Annotated in this window: 12 protein-coding genes and 1 tRNA gene; 9 read left to right on the forward strand and 4 right to left on the reverse strand. The window is 37.2% G+C overall.

Annotation, left to right across the window (positions count from 1 at the left end; all coding sequences use genetic code 11):
• Positions 1-96: 96 nt before the first annotated feature.
• The 3 genes from JKP73_RS16260 to dat form a co-directional block, all read right to left on the reverse strand.
• A complete protein-coding gene (locus JKP73_RS16260; RefSeq protein ID WP_160807368.1) occupies positions 97-2100 on the reverse strand; it encodes a S9 family peptidase in 2004 nt (667 codons plus the stop codon).
• A gap of 62 nt (positions 2101-2162) precedes the next feature.
• Positions 2163-2684: a DNA topology modulation protein gene (locus JKP73_RS16265; RefSeq protein ID WP_021292076.1), complete on the reverse strand. Its 522-nt coding sequence runs from the start codon at positions 2682-2684 to the stop codon at positions 2163-2165.
• Positions 2685-2807: 123 nt separating this feature from the next.
• Entirely contained in the window at positions 2808-3683 is an 876-nt protein-coding gene (dat, locus tag JKP73_RS16270; RefSeq protein ID WP_038245694.1) for a D-amino-acid transaminase, read from the reverse strand.
• A 290-nt stretch (positions 3684-3973) separates the two neighbouring features.
• Between dat and JKP73_RS16275 the strand changes: the two genes are divergently transcribed.
• From JKP73_RS16275 to JKP73_RS16315, 9 genes are all read left to right on the forward strand, one after another.
• Positions 3974-4047 (forward strand) — tRNA-Gly (locus JKP73_RS16275).
• A gap of 165 nt (positions 4048-4212) precedes the next feature.
• The gene (locus JKP73_RS16280; RefSeq protein ID WP_038245693.1) at positions 4213-5916 is read left to right on the forward strand and encodes an ABC-ATPase domain-containing protein; all 1704 of its coding nucleotides are present in this window, start codon (positions 4213-4215) and stop codon (positions 5914-5916) included.
• A 16-nt stretch (positions 5917-5932) separates the two neighbouring features.
• Positions 5933-7063 carry a tRNA epoxyqueuosine(34) reductase QueG gene (gene queG, locus JKP73_RS16285; protein ID WP_160807367.1) on the forward strand — a complete coding sequence of 377 codons (1131 nt, stop codon included), beginning with the start codon at positions 5933-5935 and terminating at the stop codon, positions 7061-7063.
• Between the two features lie 60 nt (positions 7064-7123).
• A complete protein-coding gene (locus JKP73_RS16290; RefSeq protein ID WP_200411551.1) occupies positions 7124-7966 on the forward strand; it encodes an amidase domain-containing protein in 843 nt (280 codons plus the stop codon).
• Between the two features lie 47 nt (positions 7967-8013).
• The gene (locus tag JKP73_RS16295; RefSeq protein ID WP_021292146.1) at positions 8014-8487 is read left to right on the forward strand and encodes a tRNA (cytidine(34)-2'-O)-methyltransferase; all 474 of its coding nucleotides are present in this window, start codon (positions 8014-8016) and stop codon (positions 8485-8487) included.
• A gap of 498 nt (positions 8488-8985) precedes the next feature.
• Complete coding sequence (locus JKP73_RS16300) at positions 8986-11838, forward strand: 2-oxoglutarate dehydrogenase E1 component (RefSeq protein WP_160807366.1); 2853 nt, start codon at positions 8986-8988, stop codon at positions 11836-11838.
• Positions 11831-13090, forward strand: a complete 1260-nt coding sequence (gene odhB / locus JKP73_RS16305; protein ID WP_160807365.1) for a 2-oxoglutarate dehydrogenase complex dihydrolipoyllysine-residue succinyltransferase — start codon at positions 11831-11833, stop codon at positions 13088-13090. Before JKP73_RS16300 ends, odhB begins: the two co-directional genes overlap by 8 nt.
• 182 nt (positions 13091-13272) lie before the next feature.
• A complete protein-coding gene (locus JKP73_RS16310) occupies positions 13273-14565 on the forward strand; it encodes an NCS2 family permease (protein WP_021292150.1) in 1293 nt (430 codons plus the stop codon).
• 290 nt (positions 14566-14855) lie between these two features.
• Positions 14856-16043, forward strand: coding sequence for a NupC/NupG family nucleoside CNT transporter (locus tag JKP73_RS16315; RefSeq protein WP_021292151.1), 1188 nt, complete (start codon positions 14856-14858; stop codon positions 16041-16043).
• A 246-nt stretch (positions 16044-16289) separates the two neighbouring features.
• Here the strand turns inward: JKP73_RS16315 and JKP73_RS16320 are convergent, their stop codons facing one another.
• The gene (locus JKP73_RS16320) at positions 16290-17663 is read right to left on the reverse strand and encodes an MATE family efflux transporter (RefSeq protein ID WP_021292152.1); all 1374 of its coding nucleotides are present in this window, start codon (positions 17661-17663) and stop codon (positions 16290-16292) included.
• Positions 17664-17714 lie beyond the last annotated feature (51 nt).

Consider the following 17714-nt stretch of genomic DNA (forward strand, 5'->3'; position numbering starts at 1 on the left):
AGCAGAGGGGTTTGCCGACATTGTCCGCAAAGGACGAGTTTCGTCATCCCTCATTAGAACACTTTCGGCTTTCGAGTTACCTACCCTTAACCTATTCTATACGTATTTCTCAAACCATCGACAAATATGATTGAGTCGTTCAATTCGCATATTTGGTTTTCCGCTTCTGCTCAGTTCGTGATTAGCCTCTGGAAAACGCACAAATTCTACTTCTTTCTTTAAATGCTTTAAAGTAATAAATAACTGTTCCCCTTGTTCAATTGGACAACGATAATCATTTTCTCCATGCAGGATTAATAAAGGTGTTTCTACATCTGCTGCATATTTCAGAGGGGAAATTTCCCATAATTTTGATGGATCGTCTAATAAGTTCAAACCATGTTCCCATTCTGTAAAGAAGTAACCTATATCGCTTACACCGTAGAAGCTAAGCCAATTCGATATCGACCGTTGCGTAACAGCAGCTTTAAAACAATTCGTATGCCCAACAATCCAGTTTGTCATAAAGCCTCCATAACTTCCTCCTGTAACACCTAGACGGTCTTTATCTATAAAGCTATACATTTGAACAGCATGGTTAACAGCCTGCATCACATCATGATAATCCCCTCCGCCATAGTCCATGCGGCATGCATCCACAAAATGTTGATCATAACCATGGCTGCCTCTTGGGTTTGTATATAGAACGACATATCCTTGTGCTGCAAGTAATTGTAGTTCGAAAAAGAAGGTTTGGCCATACATAGCATGAGGACCACCGTGAATCTCCAGGATCATCGGATACTTCTTTCCTTCTGTAAAATGATATGGCCGAATAAGCCATCCTTGAATTTCTACATTATCCTCTGTTTTAATCCACAAGGTTTCAGGCTTTTCAAATGCAATCTGATCTTTTACTGTTTTATTTCCATTGGTAAGTTGTGAAAGACTTAAATCCTCATTTAATAAATAAAAATTACAAGGATCAGTCGGAGTACTGATTCCAAGAATCAATTGATCATTTACAACGTCATAGGTAAAACCAAAAACATGATTATCGTCCGAGTATAGTACTTGGTGGTTAGCTGTCAATTCGATTTGGTGTAATTCGGTTGCACCTTCTCTCGTTGCAATAAAGAAAATGGTGGAGCCATCCTGATTCCAAGTTGGACCAGTTTCTGATGTACCTAGACGGGTATCGCCTATCATCGCATCACCAAGCTGGAAATTCCAATTGGTACTAAGACAGGTTTGTTCTAAGGATTGACAGTCGAAAATGTATAATTCGGTTAGTGTAGCTCCTTTATATGCAAAATCGTGCCCAAAACAAGCGATTTTGCTTCCATCCGGAGAGAAGGAAGCTTGCTGATAGGAACCATGTTTAGTGGTTAATTTGTTCATCTTTTGAGTTGCGATGTCAAGTAAATAGAGATCGTTAGACGACTCTTGATCCGCTTCATCATTTAAATTTGCTGCTATTAAAACGGTTTTCCCATCGGGAGAGATATCTTGAAAGGCATGATCCGTATCCGCTTGCGTTAATTGAGTAACAGAACCATCTTGGATATTCATGCGAATGATCTGTGTCTTTTTATTATCATGAAATCCTTTTGCATCTGATTTATATTTTAAGCGATTAACAACGAGGGGGTGCTCCTGTTTAGCAGATTTTATTTTTTGCTTCTCTTCTTTCGTCATTTCCTGTTGATTATGTATATCATCATCGTTTTCTAATAATGCGCTAAAGAGAATAAATTGTCCATCCTTTGTCCACGTAGGGTTTGTCGCACCATGCTTAAAGGTAGTTAATTGCTGTGCCTCCCCTCCATCGGTATTGATCAACCATAATTGAGGGAGACCACTTCTAGTAGATTGAAATACTGCTCTCTTCCCATCAGGAGAAAATCGAAGATGTGTATTTTTATCGTTGTCAAATGTCCAAGGAATTGCATTGTTGTCATTTAAGCTTTGGTAAAAAAGTTGAGACTGATAGTCTTTTTTATCATTAATTGTGGTAGATACATAGGTGAACGCTTGGCCATCGGGTGTGAATTGTGGGTCACTAAATACTTCTAGATTCAATATGTCTTCAGAAGTCAGCTTGCGTCTATGCTTACTCATTATTTTCCTCCTCTATTAAAATAAATGATTTTTTAATAGTTTAAACTATTTCGACTTTCGAATCAATCGACACTACGGTGATGATTTAGATTTTTCAGGAAGTTATTTAATTCTTTTCTGTTTTTGAAGATAAGAATGTTTTTGTTCTTATATTTAGAAAGGCGTTGATAAATTAGCGGAGCCTTTTTCTTATTAAATGTACGTACCCAATTGAAGAATTCGAGGTCAATTTTTTCCTTACAATCCTTTCCCATGTCTGGACGGGTTTTGTTACGGTGTTGAATCCGTCTTTTTATGATGCCATACAGACATTGTATTGTTCGGTAATGCAAGAAAATAATCGTATCTGCTTGTTGCATACGTATCTCCATTGATGCACTGTAATTCCCATCAATAATCCAATTGTCTGTTTTCATAATGTTGATTGTTTCTTCTACGAGTTGTTCTCGTTCAATAGCGACCCATCCAGGTTGCCAAAATATTGCATCCATATGATGGACAGGGAGATGAAGTAGCTTACCCAATTGTTTTGCTAACGTTGACTTACCAGAACCTCCGCTACCAATAATCATTATTCTCTTCATGAAGTAAAACCTCCTAAACGGGAAAAACTGAATTTAATTAAGTATCTTTACAGTGGGGGTTTCCATTAATCGCAATTAATAGAAAAGCACCTCACAAATGATGCAAGGTGCTTTTTCGATAAATTAAAGGGAATGCGTTATATTGTTTTCTGTTATATTCGCATCACGTTCATATTCTTGTTGTAATTTACGAGTTATCGGCCCAGGTGTACCATCTTGAATTTGTTTTTGATTAATTCGGATGACAGGCATAACCTCAGAAGTGCTACTAGACAAGAAAACTTCATCTGCATCAAACAGATCATCTTTGGTAAAGCCACTTTCATTAAAAGAAATAGAAAGATCGGTTGCGAACTTTTCAACGCGCATACGAACACAACCATGTAAGATTCGGTTGGTTGCTGGGTGCGTGTAAATAACGCCGTTCTTTACTATATAAATATTTGATGAGCTGCATTCAGTTACAAGGTCATCACGATGTAAGATAGCTTCATAGCAGCCTTGTTCTTTTGCTTCTTGCTTGGCAAGTACATTAGGTAACAGATTTAAACTTTTTATATAACAATTCTCCCAGCGCACATCTGGCTCCGTAATAGTAGAGACTCCTTTTTGAAGGTTTTCTAGATGACGAGGTAAATCTTGTACATACGCATACAAGTTTGCTGGTACATCGGCAGGAAATACATGATCTCTTGGAGCAGATCCGCGCGTTACTTGTAAATATACTTTCCCATCGGATGTCATTTCATTCTTTTCTAATAAATGGAGTAACAAATCTGTAATTTCCTCTTTCGTAGCAGGAAGTTTAATTTTTACTGCATCTAGCGAACGAAACAAACGATCAACATGTTCATTCAGTAAATAGTATGAACCATTATATATACGGATTACTTCATATATACCATCTCCAAATTGTAATCCACGTTCTTCAAATGGATAGGTTAAATTATCTTGATGAGTAAATGTTTGCTGTGTTAATACAATTGGATAAATAGCCATTCTCTCTCTCCTCCCTAAAACTTATGACTATTCTATAACTTCTAAAACACAATGTAAATCCTTTCTCATTGGAAATTCAAACTTTTAGAACGAGCGCTTAAAAGGAGTAATACCTGCCTCTAGGGGGAAAACAGTAGAAAAAAGAAATATTTTTTAAATAGCTGTAAGCTTTGTTATTATTTTATTAAATTTTTGTCGAAAAAAATTAAAAAACCTCTTGATTTCGTAAAACCTAATTGCTATAATTAACACTGCGTTCGAAAAAATGATAAATAATTTTTACATACATTGCGGGTGTAGTTTAATGGTAAAACCTCAGCCTTCCAAGCTGATGACGAGGGTTCGATTCCCTTCACCCGCTCCATACATATGTCTTAACGCAGTATTTCGTAATGGAAGGTACGAAGTATTGCGTTTTTAATTTATTTAGAAAACTAAAGTTGTTTTACTTATGTAAGTTAAGCATGTACAATCTTGGACGTAGAATATTACGTTGAAACGACTATACTTGGCTACTTGAGGTGATTATATGAAGAAATTATTGTCTATATTAAAGCGAATTGATAATAAAGGTTATAAGGCTTATAAAAGTATTCAAGGTCATTACGAACATGAAAACTACGATTTAGATATTGATTATGTCCAAGGAGACCCTTTTGCCACTCCTTCTAAATTACGCATAACGATCCCTAAGCGTAAGCGATATGTTTATCCAGAATGGTTGGAGACTACTTCTAGAAAAATTGCTACAGAAGACGCTTTCGGAAGAATAATAGGGGAAGCAGTGACTAATGAAGCTTCATTTATAAAAGGTTCTGGTAAGAGTGGATTGATTCTATTCGATCGTCCAGGACAAGAAATATTGGAACGAAGTGCTGTACAAATTACGACACAATCAATTGTTATTTGCATTTCTGTTGGATTGCCAGCCAATGGAAGGAAGATTAATGGGAAAGAAGCAGAGAAATTATTTAGCCAAGCATTACCATCGATTATAAGGAATTCCGTGTATACGTTAAAAGATGAAGCAATTAATCAAGCCATCAAATTGGCAGATCAACAAGATGCGGTTCGTCAGCAAATGAAGGAAAATAATTGGGTTGCATTTTTAGCAAATGGCTCCATTTTACCAAGAGAGAGCGGTATAAGTAATCGCCCGTTAAAAAAAGCTGTACCATTTCAAAGTCCTGCAGAAAACCAAGTGGAAATCGAAATTCCTCATACAGATGAACCGATAAAAGGAATGGCCGTGGAAAAAGGTATATCATTAATTGTTGGCGGTGGCTATCATGGTAAGAGTACACTACTTCAAGCAATTGAACGTGGTGTTTATTCGCATGTAGCGGGCGATGGCCGAGAATTTGTATTAACGGATAGAAATGCTGTAAAAATTCGCGCTGAAGATGGGCGTAAAGTAAGTGGAGTAAATATTTCTCCGTTTATTAATAATCTCCCTCATGAACAGGAGACTACTTTTTTCTCCACAGAAAATGCTAGTGGCAGTACGTCACAAGCAGCAAATGTAATGGAAGCTTTGGAAGCAGGTGCATCTACATTATTAATTGATGAAGATACAAGTGCAACTAACTTTATGATTCGTGATCATCGAATGCAATTGCTTGTTCATCAAAATAAAGAACCAATAACACCATTTATTGATAAAATAACGCAACTACGTGATGAATTAGGCGTTTCAACAATACTAGTAATGGGGGGTTCAGGTGACTATTTTGCAACTGCTGATACAGTAATTCGAATGGAAAACTATATACCTGCAAATGTTACAATAGATGCAAAAGCAATTATGCAACAATATCCATTAGAAAGAGAGACTTCATTAGAGGGGACATTTGGAAAAGTTAGAAATCGTTATTTTCAGCAATCATCCTTACAGACAAATAAAGGAAAACGAGTAAAAGTTCAAGCCAAGGGCCGCACACATATATTGATGGGGAAGACAGATATATCATTTACAGATACAGAACAGTTGGTTGATGCCTCCCAAACTAGGATGATAGCTGAAATGATTCAACATCTAGACCGTAAACAAGGTATGAATGATATTGCGTTGTGTACATTGCTAGATCAGATTGAAGAACGAATGGATAAGCAGGGGTTAGGGTCAATTACTGCTTTTCCTAATCAGCATCCTGGCGATCTTGCGCGTCCACGTAGATTCGAAATTGCAGCAGTATTAAATCGGATGCGTACAGCTATTATAAAGCAGAGGTAGAACGGAGAAGAAGCTTATGCAAACAGATCTACTAAAACAAGAAATTATTGATTATAGTAAACAGATAGGTATCGATAAAATCGGTTTTGCATCTGCAGATGTATTTGGTGAGTTAAAAGAACGGCTTAAAAGACAGCAAGCGTTAAACTACCAATCTGGATTTGAGAAAGGTACAATTGAGGAACGTACGGAACCTACACAATTACTTCCAGAGGCAAAATCGATTATATCAATTGCATTGGCTTATCCTTCAAGAATGAAAGATGCTCCTCGGAGTACAAAAGAGGAACGACGAGGTTTATTTGCCAGAGCTTCATGGGGCGTTGATTATCATATCGTGATGAGAGAGCGTTTAAATAAGCTGGCAGCTTTTATTCAAGATAAAGTACCTGACGGGAAAAATAAAGTAATGGTTGATACGGGGGAATTATCCGATCGAGCTGTTGCGGAGCGAGCGGGCATCGGTTTTAGCGGAAAGAATACATCGATTATCACTCCGGAATTTGGTTCTTTTGTCTATTTAGGAGAACTAATTACTAATGTTCCTTTTGTACCAGATGAACCTGTTGACGATAGCTGTGGTTCATGTACAAAATGTATTGATGCTTGTCCTACAGGGGCAATTGTACAGGGGGGACAATTGAATGCACAACGCTGTATTGCCTTTCTAACCCAAACAAAAGACTTCTTACCAGATGAATTCCGGTCCAAGATTGGAAATCGTGTATATGGTTGTGATACATGCCAGGTAGTTTGTCCTAAAAATCACAAGGTTGACTTTCATATTCATCCCGAGTTTGAACCGGAACATGAGGTATCAAAGCCAAAACTAATTCCAATGTTAAAATTGTCAAATAGAGAATTTAAAGCGACATTTGGGCATATATCTGGATCGTGGAGAGGGAAAAAACCAATTCAGCGTAATACTTTAATTGCTCTTGGGCATTACAAAGATAAAACGGCAGTAAAAGAGATTATTGATGTGATGACGAAGGATCCTCGGCCGGTTATTCGAGGTACTGCAGCCTGGTCGCTAGGGAAAATCGGTACGGAGGAAGCATTTCATGCAATAAAGATAGCAATGGAACAAGAAACAGATGAGCAAGTATTGTTTGAAATGGAAAAAGGACTTGCCTTTCAAAACTAAGAAATTTTTGGCTGTTTGACAAGCATTCTCTCCATATACTTTCTATGGAGGGGATTTTTTATGGAAAAATTAAAAGATTACTGGATCCACATGTTTGAATCAGATCAGTGGAATAATGACTGGTGGAAACGGAAAAAAGCATTGCTCGAAGAACGAAATGCTTCCATTGTTCATATTAAAGGAAATGGCCATCTGTATAGAAAAATCCGTTATGATCAAGCTACACATTATAATTATCATTTGCATTTATCCTTATTAGTGAAACAACAGGAACAATTATACTTGGAGGAATCAGTCTATCCATATACTTTTCAAATCAATCAAGGAGAGATTAGTGACCATCGTCTTATAATAAATAAACAACCAGAAATACAACAAAACATAAGCCCTGATGATATTATCGGCAGTGATACATCCACGCGTTTTTCCTATGATCGTCATGCTGCAGTTCAATATGCAGAAAGATGGTGGAATAGTTACAATCCTGCTTATAAAAAGTTTGAAGTGGATTGTACGAATTATGTATCTCAATGCATGTTTGCTGGTGGAGCTCCAATGCGAGGTGCACCTGTAAGAGAAAGAGGATGGTGGTACGGAAACGGGAGTTGGAGCTTCAGTTGGGCTGTAGCTCATTCGCTACGCTGGTATTTAAGTGGTTCGACACAAGGTCTCAGAGGTGAAGAAGTGGAATCTGCCGGAGACCTCCTACCAGGCGATATTATCTGCTATGATTTTGAAGGAGATGGCCGGTGGAATCATAATACAATTGTTGTTGCAAAAGATGCGTATGGAATGCCGCTTGTAAATGCACATACCGACAATAGCCGTAATCGATACTGGTCCTATGAGGATTCCACTGCATGGACACCAGAAATTAAATATAAATTTTTCAGGATTTATTAGAAAAAGTGATATACTAAATAGCAGTACGTAGGTAAGGAGAATGAAAAGTGAGTTTACATGTTGTTTTATATCAGCCAGAAATTCCAGCAAATACAGGGAATATTGCTAGAACTTGCCTAGCAACAAATGCCACATTACATCTTATACATCCACTTGGATTTTCGACAGAGGACAAAATGGTGAGAAGAGCTGGTCTAGATTATTGGAAAGATGTCGATATACAAGAGTATGATTCACTTGATGAACTCTATGAAACATACCCAAGTGGGTCATACTATTATATAGAAAATTTTGGAAAAAAGCATTACACAGACTATGATTTCAGTAATTGCCAGGAAGAATTATTTTTTGTTTTTGGCCGAGAGACAAATGGGATTCCACATGAATTATTATACGGAAAGGAAGATCGTTGTCTCCGAATACACATGGGTGATAAGGTAAGATCGTTAAATTTATCCAATACAGCTGCTATTATTATTTATGAAGCATTACGTCAACAAGGATTTCCTGACTTGACATAAGAAAAATTAGAAAATAAAAAGCGCAAACGAAAGCTACCTTCTGTAGCGAATCGTTTGCGCTTACTTTATTGCTGTTTTTTAGGTACACCAGGTTTTGAATCATACCCTGATGTGAAAAATGATGTTACAAATACAAGGATTACTCCCATTAATAGAGCTAATTTCATGTACATATCCTCCTTCTATGTAAGAGACCATTAGTACTTAATGTTGCCTCTATTATAACTAATTATTAATAAAATGTGAATATAAGGAAGGAAAACAATGAATAATTATGGTTTTTAGCTAAGAGGATTGGTATATAGTTCATCCTTCCCTTTTTTAATAGAGTTAATCATTTGAAAATTTAAACTATAATCAACGTTGGAACATTGTGTTGTTTCAACTAATAAAATAGGGTATATTAGTTGAAGTAAACATCAGTCAGTTCTATAATGTAGAATGAATAATGTATACCGTTTCATAACGGGAAGCTAACTTCTAATGGGGGTATAAAAGGTGGCACAGCGCGAAGAATCTAATGAGAGATTCTGGTCAGAATTTCATGGTCCAAACATGGGGTATGTAGAAGAACAATATGAATTGTATAAAGAGGATCCAGAGGCAGTAGATCCATCCATTAAGAAAATGTTCGATGAGCATGGAGCCCCACAATGGTTATCCCAATCAACTGTTTCAGCCGAGGCACCGTCTCAGGCTACATCTATAAATGACGTAAAAAAACTCACCTCAGCAATGAAACTTGTTGAGGCTATTCGTCGTTTCGGACATTTGGAAGCAGATATATATCCAGTTGGTCATAGAGGTCGAAAATCTGAATTAGTAGAAGCATCAACTTACGGTTTATCGGATGAAGATCTAAAAAGTATGCCAGCTGCATGGTTATGGGAAAAAGCACCAAGTAATGTTGAAAACGGGTTAGATGTTATTAAAGAATTGAAGAAATATTATTCAGGTACCATTACATTTGAGTACGATCATGTAAATAATGATGACGAACGCAAATGGTTGTTGGATTTGATAGAATCGGGAAATGCCCGATTGGAACTATCGAATGAAGAAAAGGTTAAATTACTTGAACGCCTTACACATGTAGAAGGGTTTGAGAGCTTTTTACAAAAGACGTTTGTTGGCCAAAAAAGATTTTCTATTGAAGGTTTAGAGGCTATGGTACCGATGCTCGACCAAATTGTTAAATATGCAAGAAATGATAAGGTCGAAAACATTATGATGGGAATGGCGCATCGGGGACGTTTAGCAGTATTAGCCCATGTTTTGGGAAAACCATATGATAAGATTTTTTCTGAATTTCACCACTCTCCGAACAAGGAGCTTATTCCATCTGAAGGTTCAATGGGAATTAATTATGGTTGGACTGGTGATGTGAAGTATCATTATGGTGCAACCAAAGAACCAGGCGATGAGAATACAACTCGAATTCGTTTGGCTCATAATCCATCTCATTTAGAATTTGTTAATCCAGTGGTAGAGGGATTTGCTCGTGCTGCTCAAGATGATCGGACAGAAAGCGGTTATCCAAAGCAAGACACGAATAAGGCAGTTCCTGTAGTTATTCATGGTGATGCGGCTTTTATCGGCGAAGGAGTTGTTGCCGAAACGTTAAACATGAGTGGATTACCAGGTTATTCTACGGGAGGATCACTTCATATAATAGCGAATAACCTTGTAGGATATACGACGGATCAAGTAGATGGACGATCAACTCGTTATGCAAGTGATTTGGCGAAAGGATTTGAAATACCTATTATACACGTTAATGCAGATGATCCAATTGCATGTGTATCTGCTGTGAAGATTGCTTACGAATATCGCCAGAAATTCCATAAAGATTTTCTAATCGATTTAGTTGGGTACCGCCGTTATGGTCATAATGAGATGGATGAACCACGAATGACACAACCAGGTCTTTATGAAGAAATTGATAAGCATCCAACGGCTGCCAATGTTTTTGCTAAAGTGCTCGAAGAAAAAGGAATTGCAAGTGCTGATAAATTTAAAGAAATTAAAGATAAAGCAGAACAAGAATTACGTGAAATATATAATAATATGAAAGAAAATGAAACGGGTGAATGTGTTTCAAAACCAATGCCTGAAGCCTTAACCAATGGCTTGGATCAATTTGAAACGGCAGTTGACTTAGATACATTAAAAGAGTTAAATGAAGGATTAATGCATCGTCCGGGAGGTTTTAATAGCTATAAAAAGCTTGAGAAAATACTCAAACGCCGTCAAAACTCCTTAGAAGAAGGTGGAAAAGCGGATTGGGGCACTGGAGAGGCACTGGCATATGCATCTATCTTGAAAGATGGCATTCCTATTCGTTTAACTGGTCAAGATACAGAGCGTGGGACATTTGCACATCGTCATCTGGTTATTCATGATGTGAAATCGAATGAAAAATTTAGTCCAATGCATACGTTAAAAGATGCTCATGCATCTTTTGATATTCGTAATAGCCCGTTATCTGAAGCAGGTGTGTTAGGCTATGAGTATGGGTATAGTGTTCAGGCGACAAATACGTTAGTTTTATGGGAGGCGCAATTTGGTGATTTTGCCAATGCAGCGCAGGTAGTATTTGATCAGTTTATTTCCGCTGCTCGTGCAAAGTGGGGAGAGAAATCCAATATGGTGATGCTGCTTCCTCATGGATATGAAGGGCAAGGTCCAGAACACTCAAGCGCTCGCTTAGAACGTTTCTTACAAATGGCGGCAGAGAATAACTGGATTGTTGCTTATGTAACTTCATCTGCACAGTTCTTCCATTTAATTCGCAGGCAAGCAGCTTTAAGAAATCGCGAAGAAGCAAGACCTTTAGTTGTTATGACACCAAAAAGTAGTTTAATTCGAAATCAACGGATTGCATCCGCTGCAGAAGAATTTACAGAAGGTAAGTTCCAGCCATTGCGCGAACAGCCTAATTTAAAAGTAAGCAAGAAAAATGCTACACGCCTGTTAATTGGAAGCGGGAAAGTAATGGTTGATATAGAAGAGGCGATGGAACATTCGGAAGAAAAATTTGATTGGTTACGTGTATTACGATTGGAACAAATCTATCCATTTCCTAAGAAACAATTAGAGAAAGAATTAAAGGCATTGCCAAATCTTGAAGAAATTGTTTGGGTTCAGGAAGAACCGAAAAACATGGGTAGTTGGGATTTTGTAGATGATTATTTAAGGGAATTATTAGAAGATGATCAGTCATTGCGTTATATTGGACGACCAAATCGTTCAGCACCATCTGTTGGTGTTCCAAATGTGCATAAAACAGAGCAAAATCAAATCGTACAACAAGCGATTAGCCCATCAAAAGGAGGAGATTCCAATGAATGAAATTAAAGTACCAGAGCTAGCTGAATCGATTACCGAAGGAACCATTGCAGAGTGGTTGGTTAAAAAAGGGGATAATATTGAAAAAGGTGACCCAGTAGTAGAGTTAGAAACGGATAAAGTAAATGTGGAAGTCAACTCCGACTTCTCAGGAGTTATTACCGAAATTATCCGTGAAGAGGGTGATGATGTAGAGGTTGGTGACATTATCGCGAAAATTGACGAAAATAGCGAAGCAGGTGGGGATACTTCACAAGAAGAAAATGAGCCTGCCGAATCAAAAGCAAAAGAGAATGAGCAGAAAAAAGAGGAACCAAAACAAGAAGACAAGCAAGCGGATAAAGAAGAAACACAATCAAAAGGAGATGTCATTGCTTCTCCAGCAGCAAGAAAACGTGCTCGTGAATTAAACATAGACTTAAGTAAAGTGAGTCCACGCGATCCATTAGGAAGGATTCGTCCAGAGGATGTGGATGCAGCTGCTAGCAGTTCTAAGGAAAATACCAAACCAGCAAAAGAGGATAAAAAATCAAAAGAAAAAACAGAATTTGATAAGCCAGTTGAGCGGGTGAAAATGTCTCGTCGTCGCCAAACAATTGCTAAACGTCTAGTGGATGTACAACATGAAGCTGCGATGTTAACAACATTCAACGAAGTTGATCTAACGAACGTAATGAAACTCCGTAGTGAAAGAAAAGAAAAATTTATTGAAAAACACGGTGTTAAATTAGGGTTTATGTCTTTCTTTACTAAAGCAGTTGTAGGTGCTTTGAAAGAATTTCCGCTATTAAATGCTGAGATACAAGACAATGAAATTGTTATTAAAAAATTCTACGATATTGGTATTGCAGTATCTACAGATGATGGTTTAGTTGTTCCAGTTGTGCGCGACGCTGATCGTTTAGATTTTGCAGGTGTCGAAAAAGAAATTGGTAATCTCGGTAAAAAGGCTCGTGATAAGAAGCTGGAAATGAGTGAACTGCAAGGCGGTTCATTTACGATAACAAATGGTGGAACGTTTGGCTCTATGTTGTCTACGCCAATTCTGAACGCTCCGCAAGTTGGAATTCTCGGCATGCATAATATCCAAAAACGTGCAATGGTTATGCCAGACGATAGCATCGAAGTACGCCCAATGATGTATATTGCTCTATCCTATGACCATCGAATTGTTGACGGAAAAGAAGCTGTACAGTTCCTAGTTCGTGTGAAACAATTGCTTGAAGATCCTTATGATTTATTACTTGAAGGATAATGAAATGTTTAAAAAGCCTTGCTTAAAGCAAGGCTTTTTTTGTGGTAAGATCTTAATTATTGGTTAAAATAGGGCTAATTCTTTCATGTAAAAGATACAAAGCATTTTATCTTGCATTAAAACTTAAAAACGAATATTATATTAAATGTTGTCGATTTTATTCGGAAAGAAAGGTGCTATCTTTGAAGAATTTATTTAGATTAACGGAAAACAATACAAATATCCAAACAGAAATAGTTGCCGGTTTGACTACATTTTTAACAATGGTTTATATTATCGTTGTTAATCCTGCTATTCTGTCTGCAGCGGGGGTACCATTTGAACAAGTATTTATGGCAACGATTATATCGGCAGTAGTTGGAACACTATGTATGGGATTTTTTGCAAACTATCCAATTGCTATTGCTCCTGGGATGGGGTTAAATGCATATTTTGCCAGTGTCGTTGCAGCAGAAGGTCTCTCGTATCAAACTGTATTTGGTACTGTATTTGTGGCTGGTATTTTATTTATACTACTTAGTTTAACAACATTGCGGGAAACTTTAATAAAAGCAATACCGTCTTCACTAAAGTATGGTATTACTTCGGGCATTGGCTTATTCATTGCATTTAACGGGTTGAAAATGGCTGGTATTGTTGCTCCAAATGAAGCCAACATTGTTGGATTAGGGGACTTACATCAGCCAATGACATTATTAACATTGATCGGTTTGTTTATTACCCTTATTTTATTTGTCTGGAACATGAAGGGTGCCTTATTTATTGGTATGCTAATAACTACAATTATAGCTATTTTTACAGGACAATTATCGTTCAGTGAAGGATACATATCAACTCCACCAACACCTGTATTTTTTGATCTTGATATTGCCGGTGTGTTTAGTCAAAGTCTATATACGATTGTCTTTGCATTTCTTCTCGTAACAATATTTGATACAACGGGAACAATGATTGGTGTAGCTGAACAAGCAGGATTTATGAAAAATGGGAATATGCCACGTGCAAAGGCTGCACTATTATCTGATGCTACTGCAACTACCGTTGGTTCTATGTTTGGGACAAGCCCTTCAACTGCTTACATTGAATCTACTTCTGGAGTGGCTGCTGGTGGTCGAACTGGCTTAACTTCTGTAATTGTAGCTTTGTTATTTGCACTGTCGATATTTTTTACTCCCATTATTAGTGCAGTGGCAAATATACCAGCAATTACTTCACCAGTACTAATCATAGTTGGTTGTTTTATGATGGAAGGATTAGCAAAAATAAATTGGAAATCGTTTGTTGAGGCTTTTCCAGCGTTTGCTATTATTCTATCCATGCCACTTACTTCTAGCATTGCCACTGGAATATCCATAGGATTTATCACTTACCCTCTATTAAAGTTGGTATGCGGAAGGGGAAAAGAAGTCCATTGGCTACTTTATTTGTTTGGTGTAATTTTTATTATCCAGATGGCTTTTTTTCCTACCCATTAATTCGTTACAATGGTCTCAATAACTCCTAGGTTATTGAGGCTTTTTTAATTATAAATAAGTGGCTACAGATCAACCGAGAGACGGTGCAACAGTAATTCGATTATATTAAATAGTCGCGTCACCCTTAAGCCTTGAAATCGACGTTTTTTACAAACGAATAGGAAAACAAAATAGTGTAGTTTTTTAAATTGACAGAAAAAACAATCTCTTGCATGACGTCAGACAACTTGGTACAATGACCTATGAAACAAAAAGAATGAAAACAGTTACAAAAAAGGGAGGCAATCAGTGTGGGAATAATTCTAGGATTATTGGCAATTGTCATTGTCCTGGGACTAGCTTTTTTAATGTCGAATGATAAAAAGAACATAAATTATAAAGGCATTGGAATCATGTTAGTCTTACAACTTTTGATTACCCTGTTCATGTTTAGAACAGAGATTGGTCAGAAAGTTATTACTGGTATTTCGGCAGGTTTTAATAAATTAATTGAGTTTGGTACGGAAGGTATTAATTTTGTAGTAGGTGGGTTTGTTACAGAAGAAGGCGGCGTATTTTTCTTCAATGTTCTACTATTAATTATCTTCTTTGCAACGTTGCTATCTGTATTAACTTATCTTCGTATTCTTCCACCACTTATTAAATACTTCGGTGGGTTAATTTCTAAAATAACGGGTTTACCTAGAGTAGAATCATTTAACGCCGTTAATAGTATATTTTTTGGACAATCAGAAGCGTTAATTGCTATTCGCTCACAGTTCCATCATTTAAATGATAATCGATTGTATATTGTAAGTGCTTCTGCAATGGGATCTGTATCTGCTTCTATTGTTGGAGCATATTTACAAATATTACCAGCTGAGTATGTATTGGTAGCACTTCCTTTGAATATGTTAAGTGCGTTAATGATATCTTCAGTTATTGCACCTGTAAAAGTACCAAAGGAAGAAGATGTGGTAGACATCAAGGATGTAACGAATGATCGAAGCATTTTTGAGGCAATGGGTAATGGTGCACTTGAAGGTGGTAAGATTGCCTTAATTGTAGCCGCTATGTTAATCGCATTCATCGCTTCATTAGAATTAGTCAATTGGTTAATTCAGTTGATATTTGCCGGAGTTACGCTTCAAGAAATCTTAGGTTATGTTTTAGCTCCTATTGGAATGCTTATGGGAATTTCACCGAGTGAAGTTGTTCAGGCTGGTTCGATTATGGGAACAAAAATTGTAACAAATGAATTTGTTGCTATGCTGCAATTTCAACCAATGTTAGAATCCATGTCAGAAAAAACAATCGGTATTGTATCTGTATTCCTAACCAGTTTCGCGAACTTCTCATCGATTGGGATTATTGCAGGAACAGTGAAAGGGATCGATGCTAAAAAAGCAGTTAGTGTTTCTGGATTTGGAATGAAATTATTAATTGGTGCGACATTGGCATCAATTTTATCAGCTTCTATTGTTGGCTTATTCCTATAATAATATATCTTCGTTTACGTACGCTTGAGCCAATATGGACAAGCGTATTTTTTTATTGTTTAGGACTGTATAAAATTCTATAATGGTGGACAACTAACCACGTAATCTAGCAGCGGGCCTAAAGGATGCAAGTCTTGCCGAGGTCGCGGTCGCCTAGAACGTGGAATTAGCCAGCCTTCCTTAATAAACCTGGCAAAAAAACTGTTGCAGAATCTAGATAGTTCTGCAACAGTGGTAATATCAATTTTATATTTTCTCTGTCTCTACTCCTTTCAAACGTACATATTTCCTTTGTAAGTAAAGCAGTCTCCCCAATAATGCAATGGCTCCACAAGTCAAGCCGGTTATAATACCGACCCAATATCCAAATGGTTCGAGAGCTGTGTAGTTTGCTAATAGCCATCCAACAGGAAGACCAATAATCCAATAGGAAATCAAGGCCATTATTAGGGTTATATTGACATCTTTATATCCACGAAGCGCCCCTTGTATAGGAGCTCCAAAGGCGTCAGCCAACTGAAAGAATATCGCATAAAATAAGAATTGCTTGGTTAATTCAATTACTTCGGGGTTTGAGTTATATAAGGCAGCAACCCAATCTCTGGTAATGTATATTACAAACCCTGCAAATAATGCAATAAAAATCCCGCCACTAATTCCGATATAGCCATAGGTTCTTGCGTCCTTAAAACGTTTCGCTCCAATCTCAAAACCAATTGCTATCGTTAGAGCCATACCAACACTAAGCGGGATCATATATAGTAAAGAAGCGAAATTAATGGCTGCTTGATGCGCAGCGATCGTATAGGTACTGTATACACTCATAAAAAGCGTTACGGCTGAAAAAATACTCGTTTCAAAAAACATAGCAAAACCAATCGGAATTCCAATCTTTAATTGATCCCACCATACAGCAATAGAGGGTCTAACCCAATTGGTTAAAATGGAAAATCTGCGAAATGGGTGGATATGGTAGATAACAATTAATGATATGATACCTACTAACCAATACGTTACGGATGTTGCTATACCAGCTCCAATCCCACCGTAGGCAGGGACACCAAACTTGCCAAAAATAAAGATATAATTAAAAAATAAATTTAAAGGTAACGATAGTAAAATGATGAACATCGAGATACGTGTTTGACCAAGTGCGTCAATAAAACAGCGAATGGTATTAAAAATAAATAACGGGATAATCCCTGTTCCTAGTGCAATTAGATAATATTTAGCTGTACGTTGTACACCACTTTCTAAATCCATCATGTTCAATATCGGGTTTAGCAGTATCCCGCCAATGATACATACGATAACTGCGAGTATGGTAGACAAGTAAATCGCCTGTTGAACTTTATGAGAAACTTGGTTATTTGAATTCGCACCAATTAGTTGAGCAATAATTGGAGTGATGGCTAATAAGATCCCATTAATTCCTGTAAATATGGGGACCCAAAGGCTAGAGCCAATTGCTACTCCTGCAAGATCTATTGCACCAGCGCGACCTGACATGACAGTATCAAATATGTTCATTAAATACATACTTACTTGGGTAATGAGTATCGGGATTAAAATAATACCAAATAGCTTAAATTTTTCTTTGATGGTTGTTGTTGGATACATAATTCTCTTCCTTTTTCGAGTATTTTCTAATAGGATAGAAGAGGAACAAAA

It is taken from the genome of Virgibacillus salexigens, from assembly GCF_014905415.1.
GTDB lineage: Bacteria > Bacillota > Bacilli > Bacillales > Amphibacillaceae > Virgibacillus > Virgibacillus salexigens.

Bases quoted from the DNA above. Each gene is read 5' to 3' on its own strand.
- dat (WP_038245694.1), bottom strand. From the start codon at position 3,683: ATGGCTATTTATCCAATTGTATTAACACAGCAAACATTTACTCATCAA.
- odhB (WP_160807365.1), top strand. From the start codon at position 11,831: ATGAATGAAATTAAAGTACCAGAGCTAGCTGAATCGATTACCGAAGGA.
- JKP73_RS16265 (WP_021292076.1), bottom strand. From the start codon at position 2,684: ATGAAGAGAATAATGATTATTGGTAGCGGAGGTTCTGGTAAGTCAACG.
- JKP73_RS16260 (WP_160807368.1), bottom strand. From the start codon at position 2,100: ATGAGTAAGCATAGACGCAAGCTGACTTCTGAAGACATATTGAATCTA.
- JKP73_RS16290 (WP_200411551.1), top strand. From the start codon at position 7,124: ATGGAAAAATTAAAAGATTACTGGATCCACATGTTTGAATCAGATCAG.
- queG (WP_160807367.1), top strand. From the start codon at position 5,933: ATGCAAACAGATCTACTAAAACAAGAAATTATTGATTATAGTAAACAG.
- JKP73_RS16320 (WP_021292152.1), bottom strand. From the start codon at position 17,663: ATGTATCCAACAACAACCATCAAAGAAAAATTTAAGCTATTTGGTATT.
- JKP73_RS16280 (WP_038245693.1), top strand. From the start codon at position 4,213: ATGAAGAAATTATTGTCTATATTAAAGCGAATTGATAATAAAGGTTAT.